Below are 17,216 nucleotides of genomic sequence, written 5' to 3'. Positions count from 1 at the left end.
GGCACGCGGGTCACCTCCCAGGGCACGTGAGCCGAGCGGGGCGCCGGGACCACCCGCCAGGGCACCAGCCGCGCACGACGGCCACCAGCGGCGTCCGGCGCGGCCAGCCGGGGCACGGAGTCCCGGTCCACCGGGGCCGGTCGGTACGCACACCACGGGCGCCCCGCGCACGGCGAACCACCCCGTAACCCGTTACGCCCATAAATGTCCACTGTGTACGGCTGCGTTACGGCGCCTCGCTCGACCGTGGCGGACGATCCGCCACGAGCCGAGGAACGGGCGGTGCCCCGCCCGAGCCCCCGGCGACACCGGCCCGGTGACGCCGCCGCACCGGAACCGGAAGGGCCGGAAGGGGAGGCCATGGCACGCCGGGACGAGGAACCACTGGAGGCGCTGGCCGAGGAGCTGCGCCGCTCCGACCCCGAGTTCACCCGGGCCATGCGGAGCGGGCGCCCGCGCCGCCCCCGCGAGTACCGCAACAACCCGGGCTGGCTGACCCTCGCCTTCGGCGTGCTGGCCTTCCTCTCCGGCGCGCTCCTGGGCGACGGCCTGCTGCTGACCGGAGGGCTCGTCGCCGTCGGTGCCGCCGCCCACCTGCTGGACCCCTCGCGCATCCGCACCCGCTACCGCGACCGGCAGGACCGCGCCTGACCCTCCCGGGCGGGGCGTTCATCCGCGGAGCGCGTACCAGCTTCCGCAGCGACGCGGGAACCACCCCGGAAGCACCCGGCGGACCGGGCCGGAACCAGCGCGGAGCACCGCCGACAGACGACAGGTGGCCGTGCTCAACACCACCGCCCTCACGGTCAGTTCGTCCGCTATGACGCGAAGACGGCCAATAGTCCCGTGTGTTCTGCGCTACGATGCCTCGCCCGGGACCACGCCCCGCCGATGAGCGGCGAGGTGCTCAATCGCCGGGTGTGCGTGACCGCTACGGGCGGAGCGCCCTCCGCCCGGTCCCCCAGGTTCCACCGCCGAACGAGACGGAGCGCAGACGGTGACGGGAAAGCACGGCGCGGTGCGAGCCGCGCGGCGTCCCGCCGTCGACTCCCCCGACTCCCGCGCGTCGGCCCGGGCGTTCCATCCCGCGCGGACCGGGCGCTTCCCGCGCCACCAGCCTCCCGAACCGCCCCCCGCGCGGCGGGCGCTGAGCGTCGACGGCGGCGGACGGCACCGGTCCCCGGAGCCCAAGGTGCCGCTGTGCGCGGCCGGTTGACCCGGAGTGGGTCGGCACTGAGCGGTACCCGGTACGCGGGCTGAGGCGGCACACCCTCACCCGGTGCCGGGCATGGTGCACAATCCCTCTCCGGTACGGCCTCCGGTGGCACCGGCCCCGCGCCGTCCTCCGGCACAGCGACCGTGCGTCCCGCACGGTTCCCGCACGCTCACCTGGAGCCTTCGATGGAGCCCACCGCTCACGTGCGCACGACCCGGCTTCCCGGAGTCGGCACCCGCTACGACCTCAACACCGAGACCGGGCAGCACCTTTCGATCGTGGTCTGCCAGGACGGTCGCCGCGTGCTGTCCTTCCACGACCCGAAGGACGACGACAGCTGCAAGGACGCCGTGCGGCTCACGCCGTACGAGTCGACGGCGCTGTCCAAGCTGCTCATCCCGGACCCGGTCGCCCATCTCCACCAGCACACCGAGATCGACCTGGTCACGGAGCACATCCCGGTCACCAAGCGCTCGCCCTTCGCGGGGCGGACGCTCGGGGCCACCCAGGCCCGTACCCGCACCGGCGCCTCCATCGTCGCCGTGCTGCGCCGTACGGGCGCCATTCCCTCTCCCACGCCCGACTTCCGGTTCGGCATCGGCGACACCCTCGTCGTGGTCGGCACCAGGGAGGGCGTGGACGCCGTCGCGGAACTGATCACCGGAGGATAACGCTGTGCACGACACCACCGCACTGCTCATCGAACTCGGGGCCATCATCCTCGCGCTGGGCATCCTGGGCCGCCTCGCCGGACGGATCGGCTTCTCCGCCATCCCCCTGTACCTGCTGGCGGGGCTCGCCTTCGGACATGGCGGGGTCCTCCCGCTGAACGCCAGCGAGGAGTTCGTCGCCACCGGTGCGGAAATCGGTGTCATCCTGCTGCTTCTGCTGCTCGGACTGGAGTACAGCGCCTCGGAGTTGGTCACCAACCTCAAGACGCAGTACCCGTCCGGGCTCGTGGACCTGGTCCTCAACGGCCTCCCCGGAGCCGTGGCCGCGCTGTTGATGGGCTGGGGTCCGGTGGCCGCCGTCGCGCTGGCCGGGGTCACCTGGATCTCGTCCTCCGGAGTCATCGCGAAGGTGCTCGGGGACCTCGGCCGGCTCGGCAACCGGGAGACCCCGGTGATCCTCGGCGTCCTCGTCATCGAGGACCTGGCGATGGCGCTCTACCTGCCGCTGCTCACCGCCCTGCTGGCCGGGCTGAGCCTCGCCGGGGGCTCGCTGACCCTGCTGATCTCGCTGGGCACCGTCGGTGCCGTGCTGTACCTGGCGCTGCGGCACGGGCGGCTGATCAGCCGGGCCGTCTCCTCCGACAACCCGGAGATGCTGCTGCTGGTCGTGCTCGGGCTGACCGTCCTGGTCGCCGGGGTCGCGCAGGAGCTCCAGGTGTCCGCCGCCGTGGGCGCGTTCCTGGTGGGGATCGCGCTCTCCGGTGAGGTCGCGGAGGGCGCGCACAACCTGCTGGCGCCGCTGCGGGACCTGTTCGCCGCGGTCTTCTTCGTCTTCTTCGGGCTGAACACCGACCCGTCCGCCATCCCGCCGGTGATCGTCCCCGCGCTGATCCTCGCCGTGGTGACGGCGCTCACCAAGATCGCCACCGGCTGGTACGCGGCCCGCCGCGCGGGTATCCGCAGCGCGGGCCGCTGGCGTGCCGGGGGGACCCTGGTCGCCCGGGGTGAGTTCTCCATCGTGATCGCCGGGCTCGCCGTCGGGGTGGAGTCACGGATCGGCCCGATCGCCACCGCCTACGTCCTGATCATGGTCATCCTCGGCCCGCTCACCGCCCGCTGGACCGAGCCGGTCGCCCGCAACCTGGCCGCGCGCCGCGCCCGCGCGGCGGCCACCGGCATCCCGGCCCCCGCCACCGAACTCCCGGGCCCCGCCGAGCGGTTGGCCGAGCCCGCCGAGGGCACCCAGCCGGACGCTCCCACCGAGGCACAGCCCGGCGGCCCGTCCGACGCGCAGTCCCTGGACTCCCCCGGCAACCCCCGCTGACCAGCCCCGTCCACGCCCCTCCGCCGGGACGCCCGACGGCGGCCGACCCGCCGCCGGGCATGCCCGCCCCGGTGACGGGGTACGACCCCTCCCGTACCCGGGGCGTCCGGCAAGCGGCCCCCGAGGGAGGGGTGTTGGACGTGATTCGGAAACTACAGGCGGTCGCCGTGGACTGCGCGGACCCGGTACGGCTCGCCGCGTTCTACGCGGAGCTGCTCGGCGGCCGGGTGGTCCCGAACCCCGAGGACCCCGACTGGGTCGAGGTGCGCGGGTTCGAGGGAACCCCGCTGGCCTTCCAGCGGGTGGACGACTACCAGCAGCCCGAGTGGCCCGGCCAGGAGCACCCCCAGCAGGTGCACCTGGACTTCGACGTGGACGACCTCGAAGCGGAGGAGAAGCGGGTCCTCTCCCTCGGCGCGACCCTGCTGGAGCGGACCGACCAGCTGCACGAGGGCGTCAACTGGCGGGTCTACGCCGACCCCGCGGGCCACCCCTTCTGCCTCTGCCTCCACTGAGGCCAGCGGCCCCACGGGCCCGGGCCGTTCACCTCGCCCGGGCCCATCGCCCCGCCCTCGCCCGACCGTTGGCGCCCCGTCACCCAACACGCCGCGCGAGAACGGCGCCCCGCCCGACCGGGCCGTCCGCGACCACGTCCCCAACCGCCCCCGCACGGATATCCGTTTGCCGACCACCGGCCGGGCCGGATAGGAATCCCGCATGCTGAAGGGCGAGAAGGTCGGGCTGCGGGCCCGTCACGCGGAGGACATCCCGGTCCTTCGGACCGAGCTGTACGACGACGTCGTCAACTCCGCGCGGGCGGAGGGCCAACCATGGCGGCCGCTGACTCCGGAGTCGAAGGACCCGCGTCTCGTCGTGGAGGACACGCAGGAGGGGATCGTCCCCTTCTCCGTGGTGGAGCTGGACGGCGGTACCCTCATCGGCGCCGCGACGCTGTGGGGCATCGACACCCACCACCGGTCCGCCCACGTCGGGTTGGGGCTGCTGCCCTCCGCGCGCGGCAAGGGTTACGGCACCGACGTCGTCGCGGCCCTGTGCTACTACGGGTTCATGGTGCGCGGCCTGCGACGGCTCCAGGTCGAGACACTGGCGGACAACACCCCGATGATCCGCTCCGCCGAGCGCAACGGCTTCGTCCGCGAGGGCGTCACGCGCTCCTCGGCCTGGGTGCTGGGCGAGTTCCTCGACGAGGTGCTGCTCGGCCTCCTCGCCCACGAGTGGAAACCCAGCCGCCCAACGGTCCCGTGATCCGGGAACTCACGCCGGGCGAACCGGAGTCGAGCCGAGTTCCCGGCAGGACCGGACCAGTCGTCGATGGGGCGTTTCAGGGGCGCAGGACGATCTTTCCCACGTGGGCTCGGCGGGAGAGTTCCCGCTGCGCCCGGGCGGCCTGCTCCAGGGGGAAGACCCCGGCGATGACGGGCTGGATCCCGGCCCGGCGGGCGAGGTCCACGAGCAGGCCGAAGTGCGCGGGCGTGTGCATGGAGGAGCCGATCACCTGGGCGTTGTGCAGGTAGAGACGGCGTACGTCGAAGGACACGTCGTATCCGGCCAGCGCCCCGGCGACCACCCACCGGCCGCTCTCGCGCAGCAGCGGCAGTCCCTCGCCCAGCAGCGGACCGGCCACGACGTCGAGGACCACGTCGACGCCTTCCGGGGCGGCGGCGCGGAGTTGACCGGTGAGGTCCCCCGCGCGGTCGAGGACCGCGTGTGCTCCCGCCGCGCGCACCGGCTCGACCTTGCAGCCGCTGCTGACGGCGAGCACCCGCGCGCCGCGCGCCCGCGCGAGCTGCACCAGGGCGAGGCCGACGCCGCCGGACGCCCCCGACACCAGGGCGGTCTCCCCCGCCCTCAACCGCCCCCGCTCGATCATGCCCAGCGCCGTGCCGTAGGCGGTCGGCAGTGCCGCGAGCTGGTCGTCGGTGAGCGGGGACTCCGTCACGTCGTGCGCCCGCTCCACCGGTGCCGTCACGAACTCGGCGTAGCCGCCGTCACGTTCGCTGCCCATCAGGCCCACGGGGTTCGCGTCCGGCCCAGCGGCGTCGTAGATCGCCGGGTCGACGACCACCCGCCGTCCGAGCAGGGAGCCGTCCACACCCGTGCCGACCGCGGCGACCCGGCCGGCCACGTCGGCGCCCTGGACGCGCGGGAAGTCGATCGGCCCCCGCCAGCCCGCGAGGGTGTCCGGGGCTCCCGGACGTCCGTAGGCGCCCTCGCGGGTCCACACGTCGGTGTTGTTCAGCGCCACCGCACCGACCCGGACCAGCACCTCCCCCGCCCCGGGGGTGGGCACCGGGACCTCCGCCAGCTCCAGGACCTCCGGCCCTCCGTGCCGGGTGATCCGCACCGCCCGCATGACCTCGGCCACCGCCATCGCCCGTTACCTCCTCGCTGGTATACTGATCTGTGAACATCGCCATGGTACACCGATCAGTGAAGGACAGTCCCGTGACGGACCCGCGGCCTCTGACGCCAGCTGGCCGCCGCATCGCCGAGGCCGCCGAGGAGCTGTTCTACGGCCGCGGCATCACGGCGGTCGGCGTGGACCTCATCGCCGAGCACTCCGGGGTGACCAAGCGGACCCTGTACAACCAGTTCGGGTCGAAGGACCACCTCGTGGAGGTCTACCTCGCGGAGCGGGACCGGCGTTGGCGGTCGGCCGTCCTGGCCGCCGTAGACACCACCGGCACCCCCGCCGAGGCCGTCACCGCGCCCTTCGAGGCCCTGCGGAGCTGGAGCGCGGCCAACCCCCGGGGATGCGCCTTCCTCAACGCGCTGGCCGAACTCCCGGACCCCGCCCATCCCGCGCACCGCGTCGCCGCGGGCCAGAAGCTGTGGCTGCGGGACCTGTTCGAGGAGCTGGCCACCGCCGCGGACCACCCGCGTCCGGACGAACTCGCCACGCGACTCCTGGTGCTGCACGAGGGCGCCGTCGCCACCCAGCCCCTCGCGCTCGACACCCTGGCGGCCACCACCGCCCTGGCCCGGGCCCTGGTCCGCGCCGACCCACCGCTCCCCCCGTCAGCGCCCGAACCGTAGGTCTCCGCGATCCCGGCTCGCGCCACTCGCGCGGGGGGTGGACCGGGCGGCGGGCTGGACGAGTGGCGGAGGTCGCGCTGGTGGTAGGGGGGCGCGCGGGCGTGGAAGAGGTCCCGCACTCTCTCCGACCGCGCCGACGCTGGGGTCAGTTCTGTCATGTTCCCCCTCACCACCGCCCCCACGCCCACCGACTCCACGCGCCTCGCGACGCCGCGACGCCGGGCTTTCCCCGCCCTCCCGCCGCTGCCGCTGCTCGCCGTCGCGGCCGCCTCCACCCTGGTCCAGCTCCTGCTGGTGGTCACGCCGGGGCTGCCGCTCGGCTGGGACGAGATCGTCTACGTGAGCCAGGTGGACGGCGAGGCCCCCGCCGCGTTCTTCAGCGCCCCCCGGGCACGCGGCATCTCCTACCTCGTGGCGCCCGCCGCGCTCACCGGTTCGGTGACGCTGATCCGCGTCTACCTGGCGGTGCTGACGGGCGCGGGGCTGCTGGCCGCGCTCTGCGCGTGGCGCGGCGTACTGCCCGTACGGGTGATCGCCTGGGGCGGCGCCCTGTTCGCCGGGCTGTGGATGAGCCTGTTCTACGGGCCGATGGCGATGCCGAACACGTGGAGCTCCCTCGGCTGTCTGGCGGCGGTCGGCTGTCTGCTGCGCGCGGCGGGGTACGCCCGCGCGTACGGGGCGGACCGCGACGAGGCGCCGCGCTTCGGCCGCGCGGGGCCCTGGGCCGGGATGGCGGTGGCCACGGCGCTGGTCACGCTGGTCCGTCCGCCGGACGCGGCCTGGCTGGGCCTCGCGCTGCTGGTGGCGGGGCTGGTGCTGGGCGGCTGGCGGAGCCGGGCGCTCTGGCTGAGCCTCGCGCTGGGCGCGGCGGTGGGCGCCGCGCCCTGGCTGGTGGAGGCGTGGACCGCGTACGGGGGGCTGGGCGCGCGGCTGCACCGGGCCAGCGAGATCGAGGGCGGCATGGGGTGGAACCTCGCTTTCGACGACCAGCTGCGCAGCCTGCGGGGGATCACGCTCTGCCGCCCGTGCCACGGGACCTGGACGGACGAGTACACCGGGGTCTGGTGGCTGGCGCTGCCCGTCCTGGTGGGGCTGGGGCTGTGGCGGGCGTCCCGCGCGGGGCGGCTCGGGCCGCAACTGGTCGCCGTGGGCTGCGCGCTCTCGCTCTCCGTCCCGTACCTCCTGCTGATCGACTACGCGGCGCCGCGCTTCCTGCTGCCGAGCTACGCGCTGCTCGCGCTGGCCGTCGCCGAGGGGGTGGACCGCGTGTTCACCCGGACCGGACGCTGGCGGCGCAGCGCGATGGCGGGCACCGTCGTGCTGCTGACCGCCCACCAGGTGGTGCAGTTCACGGTGGTGGACCACGTGGTGCGGGTGCAGAACACGGTCGGGGAGCGGCTGACGGCGACGGCCGAGCGGCTGCGCTCCCTGGGGGTCCGCCCGCCGTGCGTGGTGAGCGGGACGGAGGCCATCCGTATCGCCCACTACACGGGCTGCTCCTCCCGGCAGATCGGCGGCCACGACGGGAGCGTCAGCGCGGCGGAGCTGCGGGACCTCGCCCGCCGGACGCCGGTCGCGTTCACACTGTCGGAGACGGGGCGGCGGAAGGCCCCGGCGTACGCGCGCGACTGGCGGCGCGAACCCCTGCCGATGCGGAACTACTTCGTGCTGGTGGCCCCGGTGCCACCGGACGCCCGACGCTGAACCGCCCCCGATTGACGCACAGTTCGCCGTCCCTCCTCTCGGAGACGCGTCCAGCGCCCGGAGACGGACCGGTGCCCGCGCCCGGCTCGGACCCGACGCACCCCGCTCGACCGCCAGCGCGTCAACGCACCGGCACACCCACGACAGGCCACCCGCGCGTCCCCAGACGCGGTCGCGGCACCTGTTCGTTGGATCACGTCCCCGCCACCGTGGTCGTTCACGACCGAGACGCGCTCCCCCACAGGCCCTAGGTACGGACCCTCACCTCCAGATGTTCCAGTCCGCGCAGGCCGTTGTTGATCATCGGGGTGGCGGCGACGGTCTCGAAGCGGCTCACGCGGTCGGCGAGGCGGTCCAGGAGCACGCCCATCTCGAGACGGGCCAGGTGCATACCGATACAGACGTGCTCGCCACGCCCGAAGGCCAGGTGGTCCGAGGGCCGACGGGTGATGTCGAAGCGCTCCGGGTCCGGGTAGTGGCGCTCGTCGCGGTTGGCGGAGCCGTAGAGCAGCGCCACCCGGCTGCCAGCGGCCAGGGGGACGCCGTCGATCTCGTGGTCCTCGGTGAGGACCCGGCTGAACTGGGGGACCGGGGTCTCCAGACGCAGCGACTCGTTGATGGCATGCGGGATCAGGGACCGGTCGGCGCGCAACACGTTCCACTGGTCCGGGTGTTCGGCGAAGAGCGCGACGGTGTTCGTGATCGCGAGGATCGTGGTGTCGAGGCTCGGGGTGACGTAGTCGAGCATCAGCGCCGGGCACTTGTCGCGCGGCAACTCCCCGCGGTCCGCGGCCTGGTGCAGATGGGCGGCCCAGCCGTCGGGGCGGATGTTTCCGGGGACCGCCTCGTGGGCGACGTAGTCCATGAACTCCCCCACCACCGGTGCCGCCTTCGCGAAGCGCTCGTTGGCCGGGCCCTGCATGTCCCACATGGCCGCGGCCCACTCCAGCATCTTCTCGCGGCCCCGGTCGGGCAGCCCGACGAGGTCGGAGACGACCGCCATGGGCAGGTGCTCGGCGAGTTCCGTCGCCGCGTCGAACCGGCCGCGATCGACCAGTCTCGCGACGATCCGCTCGGCCTCCGCCTCGATGGTGGGCAGGACGTCCCGCATCCGGTCCTGGCGCAGCGGGCGCCCCAACACCGCGCGCATCTCGGTGTGTTCGGGCGGGTCGCTGCACAGCGTGATGCCTTCGAGCTGGGCGTTCATCTCCGGGTCGACGAACACCCCGCGCGCCGAGGAGAACGTCCGCCAGTCCATGAGCGCCGCCCGCACCTCCTGGTAGCGGGGGAGCGCGTAGAGGTCGTAGCGAGTCAGGTGGACCACCGGTCCGAGCGCGCGCAGTTCCTCGTAGAGGGCGTACGGATCGGCCCGCGCCTCGGGCGTGTAGAGATCGACGTCGCTGACGGGTATCGCGGACACACATCCTCCTGGAGACGAAGCACCGAACGCGGTGCGATCGTGGCACGCGGCCCGCGCCGGGGACCGGTTTGTTGTGCGGACAGGACGTGTTCGTGACATTCCCGAACGGGCGAGAGCCGTAGCGGTCCGGCGTCTGAGGCGACGATCACCGCCGTGGGGGGGTGTGCTCAAGCGCCGTCGGTCGAGCGGGAGGCGGGGGGCCGTACGGCGGTGGCCAGTTCGTCCAGCGCCTCCACCAGCAGGTCGGCGGTGCGCAGCGCCACCGGGGGCGGCAGCGGGGCCCGGGCCGTCCAGTCCGCGAGCGCGGCGTGGACCGGCGCGGTCTCCACGGGGGTGCCGGTGCGTACGGCCTCCGCCGCCGCCGTCAGTACGGGGGCGAGTGCGGCGGTGAACTCACCGGCGGGCGGGGAGGGTTCGGCGTCCCGGTCGGGGATGTGGGCCTCCAGCAGCATCACCGCGCGTCCCATGGTGACCATCGCGGACTGCGCGTCGGTCGCCTTGCGGCGGGACAACTTGCCGCGGTGCCGCACCGGTTCGGCTCCCGCGCGCTCCACGGTCTGCTCCCACTCCTGCCGGGCGGAGCGGGCGTCGAGCAGCGCCTCGCGTACCTGGCGGGGGGCGCGGTCGGCGGGGCGGGCGAAGCAGTCGAGGACGGCGACCGCGTACCGGCCGTTGGCGGTGAGCCAGTCGGCGAGCCGGTCGCGTAGCCGTGGGGTCTCCCAGGCGGGGAAGAGGGCGTAGCTGAGCAGGGCGAGCGCCCCGCCGATCGCGGTGAGCAGGACGCGTTCGTAGACCGTCTGCGACCAGTGGGCGCCCGGGATGGACAGCAGGAAGATGACGTAGGCGCCGGTGCAGACGGAGATCAGCGCGTATCCGGTGCCGGTCAGCAGGTACTGGAGGGCGACGGCGAGGACGGCGAACGCGGCGCTGAGGTAGGGGCCCGGATGCGTCAGTCCCACGACCGCGCCGGCCACGGCGACGCCGAGCAGCGTGCCGGTGAAGCGGCCGACGCCGCGTTCGAAGGTGCGGGAGAAGTCGGGGCGGAGCACCATCACCGCCGTCAGCGGGATCCAGTAGCCGTGCTCGGTGGTGAAGACCAGGCTGACGAGGTATCCGGCGGCGGCGACACCGGACACCCGCAGCGCGTGCCGCAGGATCGGCGACGACCAGCGCAGTTCGCGCTGGAAGGCGCGGACGGCGACGGGCGCCAGCGCGGCGAGCGACGGCCGGTGCAGGTGACGGGGGTGCGCGGCGCCGCCCACCCCGGCCGCCTGGCTGAGGGCCCGGGCCCCGCGCGGCCGGCGTACGCGCCCACCGCCTGAACGGCCGCCACCACCCTGGCTGTTCGCGTCCGCCGTGGGGAACGGTCGCGGTTCGCGCGGGGCCGCGCGCTCCAGGGCGCCCGCTCCCGTCTCCGGTGCCGCGTGCCAGGTGGCGGGGCGCAGCGGACGTCGGCTGGTGACCTCGACGGGTTCCTGGGCGGCCTCCACCGCGTCGTCGGTCAGCGCGATCAGCCGGAAGGCGGCGCGCTGCGCCGGGCCGTTCAGCACCGGGCCCTGCTGCGGGACGCGCAGCACCTCCAGGGCCTCCTCGGGGATGCGCACCCGCTCGCCCCGGCGGATGGCGCGGGCCGCCGCGTCCAGCACCGTCGCGGCGGCGGCCAGCAGCTCCCGTACGCGCTCGCGTTCCGGACCCTCGGTGGGGGTGCCACCGACGACCGGATCGGCGAGGGAGGCGAGCACCGGACGGAACCGCTCGGCCAGCGCCCGGTAGCCGTGCAGTTGGCGGGGACGGCGGCGGGCCTGCCGGGGGCTGATGGCCGCCGCCATCCGGGCCTCGATCAGCGGCTCCGGGTCGAACGGGGCGACCGGGTCGTGGCGGAGACGGCGCGCGTAGTCGGCCACGGCTGCCAGCGCGTCGGCGAGCACGTCCCGCCGTTCGCCCCACGGCCGGATGGGGAACAGCACGATCAGCAGCGCCTGCACCACGCCGCCCAGCGCGATCAGCGTCACGTGTGCCAGGGCGCCGGGCAGCGAGTCCGGCAGCATGACGGTGATCAGCATGACGGCGACGGTCAGCCCGGCCACCACCCCGGCGGTGGGCCCCGCGCCCCAGGACATCCCGGCGCCGAAGGCCCACACCGCGAGCAGCACCACGAAGGCGGGCGGAACGTCGACCAGCAGGTAGCCGAGGAAGGTGGACACCGCGAGGCCGGTGGCCGCCGCGAGCGCCAGCACCGGACGCGGGCGCCAGCTGCGCTGGAAGGTGGCGACGCCGGAGGCGAAGGCGCCGAAGGCGGAGGAGACGGCCAGTTCGGGCGAGCCCCAGCGCAGGGCGGCCCCGATGACGAGCGCGACCCCCACCGCCCCGCGGAGCGCCGCGAGGGGGGCGAGGGAGGTGCGTTCGACGGCCAGCCCGGAGCGGGCGGTCTCCTTCAGCGCGCGGAGCCAGTTCAGGACCGTCATGCCCCGAGAATACGGGGACGATGCGGGCATATCGCCGCGCGCGGGAGCGGCGGTCCGAACCGGCCACGGCCCCGGACACCCACCGTGCCGAGCGGCGCGGACCCGTCGGCCCCGGGTGACGGAGCCGACCGGGAACGGGTCAGCCACCCACCGGCGGAGAGACGGAGGAGCGCGCGGCGGCAGCCGTGCGGGACGCGGTCGACCGACCGGTCAGCGCATCCGCGCCCCGCACCCGCACCCGCCGACGCCCCGGCCCCACCGACGCTCCCGGCCCCCGGAGGCGCCACGGCCGCCGGAGCCCGATACCACCGGGAGGCCGGAGGAGGTCAGGAGGAGGTGGGGAAGCCGAGGTTGATGCCGCCGCTGTCGGCGGGGTCCGGCCAGCGGGTCGTGATGACCTTGCCCCGGGTGTAGAACTGGATGCCGTCGTTGCCGTAGATGTGCAGGTCCCCGAAGAGCGAGTCCTTCCAGCCACCGAACGAGTGGTGGCCGACCGGCACCGGGATCGGCACGTTCACGCCGACCATGCCCGCCTCCACCTCCAGCTGGAAGCGGCGGGCCGCGCCGCCGTCCCGGGTGAAGATGGCGGTGCCGTTGCCCCACTTGCTGGCGTTGATCAGGGCCAGCCCCTCCTCGTAGGTCTCGGCGCGGACGACACAGAGCACCGGGCCGAAGATCTCGTCCCGGTAGGCGTCCATCTCGGGGCGGACCCGGTCGAGTAGCGAGACACCGAGGTAGAAGCCGTCCTCATGGCCGGGAACGGTCAACTCCGTTCCGTCCACCACCACTTCGGCGCCCTGGGCGCGGGCCCCGCTGACGTACCCGGCGACGGTGTCCCGGTGCTCGCGCGTGATCAGCGGGCCCATCTCGGAGGCGGGGTCCGTCCCCGGGCCGATCCGCAGGGCGTGCGCCCGATCCGCGATCTTGCTGACCAGCGCGTCCCCGGTCTCGCCGACCGCGACGACGACGGAGACCGCCATGCAGCGCTCGCCCGCCGAACCGTAGGCCGCGTTGACCGCGTTGTCGGCCGCGAAGTCGAGGTCCGCGTCCGGCAGCACCAGCATGTGGTTCTTGGCGCCGCCCAGCGCCTGCACCCGCTTCCCGTGCGCCACCGCCTGGCTCTGGATGTACCGGGCGATCGGCGTGGAGCCCACGAAGGAGACCGCCGCTACGTCCGGGTGCTCCAGGATGCGGTCCACCGCGACCCTGTCCCCGTTGACGACGTTCAGCACGCCGTCCGGCAGCCCGGCCTCGGCGGCGAGTTCGGCCAGCCGGAACGCGGCGGAGGGATCCTTCTCACTGGGCTTCAGCACGAAGGTGTTCCCGCAGGCGACAGCGAGCGGGAACATCCACATCGGCACCATCGCCGGGAAGTTGAAGGGCGTGATGCCCGCCACCACCCCGACCGGCTGCCGGATGGAGGACACGTCGACCCGGGTGGACACCTGGGTCGACAGCTCGCCCTTCAGCTTCTCCGGGATGCCGCAGGCGAGTTCGACGATCTCCAGACCGCGCGCGACCTCCCCCAGCGCGTCCGAGTGGACCTTGCCGTGCTCGGCGGTGATCAGCGCCGCCAGCTCGTCCCGGCGCTCGTGCAGCAGCGCCCGGTAGGCGAACAGGAACGAGGTCCGGGCGGCCAGCGAGGACCGCGACCAGGAGACGAGGGCTTCGCGGGCGGCGGCGACGGCCGCGTCCACCTCCTCCGCGGAGGCGAGCGAGACCCGCGTCGGCTGGGCGCCGGTCGCGGGGTCGAAGACGGGTCCGAAGCTGCCGGAGACGGACTCGACGGGCTTGCCGCCGATCCAGTGGCCGAGGGTCTTCATAGAGCGGGACCTTTCTGCGTCTCGTGGTCGGTGTGGGGTGCGGATGCTCCGCGCGGTGGACCGGCACGGGCGGCGGGCCGAGGCGGCGTCAGGGCGGACGACCCACCGGCGCCGGTCCACGTCCCGGGGAAGCCGGTGTCCGCGCGGGCACCGATCCCCTTACCGGAGCCGGTACGCGTACCCGGATCGCCGGGGACGGTGGGCTCACAGGGGCCGCCGGCGCTCGGCCACCCGGCGCTCGTACTCCGCGCGCGCCGCGCGGGCCGCCGGGCGGTCGGAGACGGCGGCGACCGGCACGTCCCACCAGGCGGCGGCCTCCGTGCCGGACACGGCCGGGGGCGGCGCGGTCTCCACGTGCACGCAGACCGGGCCGTCCGCCTCGCGCGCCTCGGCGAGCGCGCTCCGCAGCTCCCCGAGGGTGCGGGCGCGCAGCAGCGACATCCCCAACGACGCGGCGTTGGCGCCCAGATCGACGGGGAGCGGCTCGCCGGTGTAGCCGCCGCCCGGGGAGCGGAAGCGGTAGGCGGTGCCGAAGCCCTCCACGCCGGTGGCGGCGGACAGCCCGCCGATCGAGGCGTAGCCGTGGTTCTGCACCAGGACCAACCGGATCGGCAGCCGCTCCTGTACGGCGGTGACGATCTCGCCGGGCAGCATCAGATAGGTGCCGTCCCCCACCAGCGCCCACACCTGACGGTCCGGGTCGGCCTGCCGGACGCCGAGCGCGGCCGGGATCTCGTAGCCCATGCAGGAGTAGCCGTACTCGACGTGGTACTGGAGCGGGGAGCGGGCGCGCCACAGCTTGTGCAGATCGCCGGGCATCGATCCGGCGGCGTTGACGAGGACGTCCTCCTCGCCCAGGGTCGCGTCCAGCGCCCCGAGCACTTGGTGCTGGGTGGGCGCCCGGTCCGCGCTCCCGGCCCGCCCCACGCGACCGGAGCCCCCAGGGTCTCCCAGGTCTCCTGAATCCCCCGAGCCCCCCGAATCGCCTGAGTCCCCCGAGTACGCCGCCGCCACCACGCGCTCCCACCGCTCCTTCGCGCTCCGGTACTCGGCGGCGTACGCCTCCGGGACGCGGTGGCCGCTGAGGGCGGCGCGCAGCGCGTCGAGACCGGCGCGGGCGTCGGCCACCAGGGAGACCCCGGCCATCTTGTGCGCGTCGAAGGCGGTGATGTTGAGGTTGACGAACCGCGTCCCGGGGGCGGTGAACAGCGTTCCGGAGGCGGTGGTGAAGTCGGTGTAGCGGGTGCCGACCCCGATCACCAGGTCCGCGTGGCGGGCCAGTTCCGCGGCGGCGGCGGTGCCGGTGTGCCCGACACCGCCCAGGTCGCACGGGTGATCGTGGCGGAGGGCGCCCTTGCCGGACTGGGTGGCGGCCACCGGGATGCCGGTCTCCTCCACGAGGGCGCGCAGCGCGGCCTCGGCGGCGCTGTACCGCACCCCGCCACCCACCACCAGCAGCGGGCGCCGCGCCTCCCGCACCCGCCGGACCGCCTCGTCCAGCGCGGCCGGGTCCGGTGGGGGACGGCGCACCGGCCACACCCGCTCGGCGAGGAACCCGGCGGGCCAGTCGGCCGCCTCGGTCTGCACGTCCTGCGGGAGCGCCAGCGTCACCGCGCCGGTCTCCGCCGGGTCCGCGAGCACCCGGGCGGCCTCCAGCGCGGCGGGGATCAGCGCCTCCGGTCGGGAGACCCGGTCGAAGTGGCGGGAGACCGGCCGCAGGACGTCGTTGACACTGACGTCCCCGGCGTAGGCCACCTCCAACTGCTGGAGGACCGGGTCGGCGGGGCGGGTCGCGAAGGTGTCGCCGGGCAGCAGCAGCACCGGCAGGTGGTTGATGGTGGCCAGGGCCGCGCCGGTGGCCAGGTTGGTGGCGCCGGGGCCGATGGAGGTGGTGACGGCCTGCGCGGACAGCCGGCGGCGGTGACGCGCGTAGCCGACGGCCGCGTGGACCATGGCCTGTTCGTTGCGGCCCTGGTGGAAGGGGAGCGGGGCGCGCTCGCCACGCTCGGCGGCGCCGGACTCCACCAGCGCCTGCCCCAGCCCGGCGACGTTGCCGTGCCCGAAGATTCCCCAGCAGCCCTCGACGAGCCGCTGCCGCTCGCCGTCCCGTTCGGTGTACTGCGCGGTCAGGAAGCGGACGAGGGCCTGTGCGACGGTGAGCCGTTCCGTGGTCACGCTGCCCCTCCCGGTCGCTCCGGCCCCGGCCCGGCGTCCCCGGCCGGGGTCTCCCGCCCCGTGGCGGCGCCCGCGGAGACCTCCGGTTCCCGCGCGCCGTACAGCGGAAGCCGGGGGTCGGGCGGGGTGTCCCGCCAGGTACCGCGAATCCAGGCGTGATCCGGATGGTCGCAGATAAGCCACTCGCGATCTACCCCTGGACCAGCCATCACGTTGAGGTAGTACATGGCGTGGCCCGGCGCGGCGATGGACGGGCCGTGCCAGCCGTCGGGGATCAACACGGCGTCCCCACCCCGCACTTCGGCCAGCACGTCGCAGCCGCCCGGGGTGCTCGGCGAGACCCGCTGGTAGCCCAGGCCGTCGGTCGTTCCGTGCGGCGCGAACTCGTAGTAGTAGATCTCCTCCAGCGCGCTCTCCTCGCCCGGCCGGTGCGTGTCGTGCTTGTGCGGCGGGTACGAGGACCAGTTGCCGCCCGGGGTCAGCACCTCCACGGCGATCAGGTTCTCCGCCTCGAACACCCCGGCCGCCGCGAAGTTGTTGACCTGCCGGGAGCAGGATCCGGCGCCGCGCAGTTCGACGGGGACGCCGGAGGCGGGCCCGTACCGGGCGGGCAGCCGCCGCGTGCAGCGTGCCCCGGCCAGCGCCAGCCGGACCGGGCGCGGGCCACCGAGGACCGCCTCGGTGTCGCGCGGCAGGTACGCGAAGTCACTCACCCCGGTGAACACGCTCTCGCGCCCGTGCAGTTCGAAGCGGTGCCCCTCGCTCTCGACCACGCAGCCGCCACTCAGCGGGAGCACGATCCACTCGCTCCCGCCGGTCGCGAACCGGTGCCGGGCACCGGCGGGCAGCTCCAGCACCCGCAGCGAGGAGTAGCCCCACCCCGCGCTCTCCGGGCTGACGTCCAGCGCGTACGGTCCCGATCCGGCGCTCCCGGCGGGCAGGTGGTGGCCCGGCGGGCCCGCGCCCGCTCCCCGCGCGCCGTCCCGCGGGCCCCGCCCGTCCCACGGGCCGCGTGTCGACTGTTCATCCCGTGCGTCCCGTGCGTCCTGGTTGCCCTGTACGTCCTGGGTGTCCGGTGCGTCCCGCCCGCTCCGCCTGTCCTGCCTGTTCCGCGTCATGGCGTCAACCCTTCCCCGTCGTCCCCGTCTCATCGCGGACCACGCCCCGCGACGGGCGATGGGCGCGGACGACCGGCGCACACCCACCACACCGCGCGCCCCACCACGCCCACCGGGCCACCGACCCCGACCGCTGACCGCTGACCGCACACCCGGCCCCGCGCCCCCCACCCCGACAACTGACCGCTGACCGCTGACCGCCCGGCCCCGACAACTGGCCGCTGGCCGCTGGCCGTCCGGCCC

The 17,216-nt window shown here is 74.5% G+C and carries 14 protein-coding genes; 8 read left to right on the top strand and 6 right to left on the bottom strand.

Annotated features, from left to right (window positions below; genetic code table 11):
• The first annotated feature begins 360 nt into the window (after positions 1-360).
• From E0L36_RS01955 to E0L36_RS01930, 6 genes are all read left to right on the top strand, one after another.
• The gene (locus tag E0L36_RS01955) at positions 361-651 is read left to right on the top strand and encodes a DUF3040 domain-containing protein (protein ID WP_180927112.1); all 291 of its coding nucleotides are present in this window, start codon (positions 361-363) and stop codon (positions 649-651) included.
• Between the two features lie 346 nt (positions 652-997).
• Positions 998-1,216, top strand: coding sequence for a hypothetical protein (locus tag E0L36_RS01950; protein ID WP_180927111.1), 219 nt, complete (start codon positions 998-1,000; stop codon positions 1,214-1,216).
• A gap of 185 nt (positions 1,217-1,401) precedes the next feature.
• Positions 1,402-1,887 (top strand): cation:proton antiporter regulatory subunit, encoded by a 486-nt coding sequence (locus E0L36_RS01945; RefSeq protein WP_180927110.1) that lies wholly within the window; start codon positions 1,402-1,404, stop codon positions 1,885-1,887.
• 4 nt (positions 1,888-1,891) lie between these two features.
• Positions 1,892-3,211, top strand: coding sequence for a cation:proton antiporter (locus E0L36_RS01940; RefSeq protein ID WP_180927109.1), 1,320 nt, complete (start codon positions 1,892-1,894; stop codon positions 3,209-3,211).
• A gap of 140 nt (positions 3,212-3,351) precedes the next feature.
• The gene (locus E0L36_RS01935; RefSeq protein WP_180927108.1) at positions 3,352-3,726 is read left to right on the top strand and encodes a VOC family protein; all 375 of its coding nucleotides are present in this window, start codon (positions 3,352-3,354) and stop codon (positions 3,724-3,726) included.
• A 202-nt stretch (positions 3,727-3,928) separates the two neighbouring features.
• The gene (locus tag E0L36_RS01930; RefSeq protein WP_180927107.1) at positions 3,929-4,477 is read left to right on the top strand and encodes a GNAT family N-acetyltransferase; all 549 of its coding nucleotides are present in this window, start codon (positions 3,929-3,931) and stop codon (positions 4,475-4,477) included.
• Positions 4,478-4,553: 76 nt separating this feature from the next.
• On the opposite strand, the gene E0L36_RS01925 is transcribed toward E0L36_RS01930, so the two are convergent.
• The gene (locus E0L36_RS01925; RefSeq protein WP_180927106.1) at positions 4,554-5,603 is read right to left on the bottom strand and encodes a zinc-binding dehydrogenase; all 1,050 of its coding nucleotides are present in this window, start codon (positions 5,601-5,603) and stop codon (positions 4,554-4,556) included.
• 92 nt (positions 5,604-5,695) lie between these two features.
• Between E0L36_RS01925 and E0L36_RS01920 the strand changes: the two genes are divergently transcribed.
• Positions 5,696-6,268: a TetR/AcrR family transcriptional regulator gene (locus E0L36_RS01920; protein WP_258015984.1), complete on the top strand. Its 573-nt coding sequence runs from the start codon at positions 5,696-5,698 to the stop codon at positions 6,266-6,268.
• A 156-nt stretch (positions 6,269-6,424) separates the two neighbouring features.
• Positions 6,425-7,972 carry a hypothetical protein gene (locus tag E0L36_RS01915; protein ID WP_180927105.1) on the top strand — a complete coding sequence of 516 codons (1,548 nt, stop codon included), beginning with the start codon at positions 6,425-6,427 and terminating at the stop codon, positions 7,970-7,972.
• Positions 7,973-8,219: 247 nt separating this feature from the next.
• Here E0L36_RS01915 and E0L36_RS28165 read toward each other — a convergent pair whose 3' ends face one another.
• The 5 genes from E0L36_RS28165 to iolB all read right to left on the bottom strand — a co-directional run bounded on the left by E0L36_RS28165 (position 8,220) and on the right by iolB (position 16,973).
• A complete protein-coding gene (locus E0L36_RS28165; RefSeq protein ID WP_308416594.1) occupies positions 8,220-9,392 on the bottom strand; it encodes a cytochrome P450 in 1,173 nt (390 codons plus the stop codon).
• Positions 9,393-9,559: 167 nt separating this feature from the next.
• Positions 9,560-11,857: an FUSC family protein gene (locus tag E0L36_RS01905; RefSeq protein ID WP_180927103.1), complete on the bottom strand. Its 2,298-nt coding sequence runs from the start codon at positions 11,855-11,857 to the stop codon at positions 9,560-9,562.
• Between the two features lie 326 nt (positions 11,858-12,183).
• Complete coding sequence (locus tag E0L36_RS01900) at positions 12,184-13,680, bottom strand: CoA-acylating methylmalonate-semialdehyde dehydrogenase (RefSeq protein ID WP_180927102.1); 1,497 nt, start codon at positions 13,678-13,680, stop codon at positions 12,184-12,186.
• Between the two features lie 204 nt (positions 13,681-13,884).
• Positions 13,885-15,855 carry a 3D-(3,5/4)-trihydroxycyclohexane-1,2-dione acylhydrolase (decyclizing) gene (gene iolD / locus E0L36_RS01895; RefSeq protein WP_180927101.1) on the bottom strand — a complete coding sequence of 657 codons (1,971 nt, stop codon included), beginning with the start codon at positions 15,853-15,855 and terminating at the stop codon, positions 13,885-13,887.
• Positions 15,852-16,973 (bottom strand): 5-deoxy-glucuronate isomerase, encoded by a 1,122-nt coding sequence (gene iolB, locus E0L36_RS01890; protein WP_180927100.1) that lies wholly within the window; start codon positions 16,971-16,973, stop codon positions 15,852-15,854. The genes iolD and iolB overlap by 4 nt, the downstream gene beginning before the upstream one ends.
• Positions 16,974-17,216: the final 243 nt, after the last annotated feature.

The organism is Streptomyces sp. AJS327, assembly GCF_013450295.1.
GTDB lineage: Bacteria > Actinomycetota > Actinomycetes > Streptomycetales > Streptomycetaceae > Streptomyces.
This window is presented reverse-complemented; position numbering and strand designations above follow the sequence as displayed.

What these genes read in the sequence shown, in the direction of transcription:
- E0L36_RS01905 (WP_180927103.1), bottom strand. Translation starts at nt 11,857, where the DNA reads ATGACGGTCCTGAACTGGCTCCGCGCGCTGAAGGAGACCGCCCGCTCC.
- E0L36_RS01900 (WP_180927102.1), bottom strand. Translation starts at nt 13,680, where the DNA reads ATGAAGACCCTCGGCCACTGGATCGGCGGCAAGCCCGTCGAGTCCGTC.
- E0L36_RS01930 (WP_180927107.1), top strand. Translation starts at nt 3,929, where the DNA reads ATGCTGAAGGGCGAGAAGGTCGGGCTGCGGGCCCGTCACGCGGAGGAC.
- E0L36_RS01955 (WP_180927112.1), top strand. Translation starts at nt 361, where the DNA reads ATGGCACGCCGGGACGAGGAACCACTGGAGGCGCTGGCCGAGGAGCTG.
- E0L36_RS01945 (WP_180927110.1), top strand. Translation starts at nt 1,402, where the DNA reads ATGGAGCCCACCGCTCACGTGCGCACGACCCGGCTTCCCGGAGTCGGC.
- E0L36_RS01915 (WP_180927105.1), top strand. Translation starts at nt 6,425, where the DNA reads ATGTTCCCCCTCACCACCGCCCCCACGCCCACCGACTCCACGCGCCTC.
- E0L36_RS01925 (WP_180927106.1), bottom strand. Translation starts at nt 5,603, where the DNA reads ATGGCGGTGGCCGAGGTCATGCGGGCGGTGCGGATCACCCGGCACGGA.
- iolB (WP_180927100.1), bottom strand. Translation starts at nt 16,973, where the DNA reads ATGACGCGGAACAGGCAGGACAGGCGGAGCGGGCGGGACGCACCGGAC.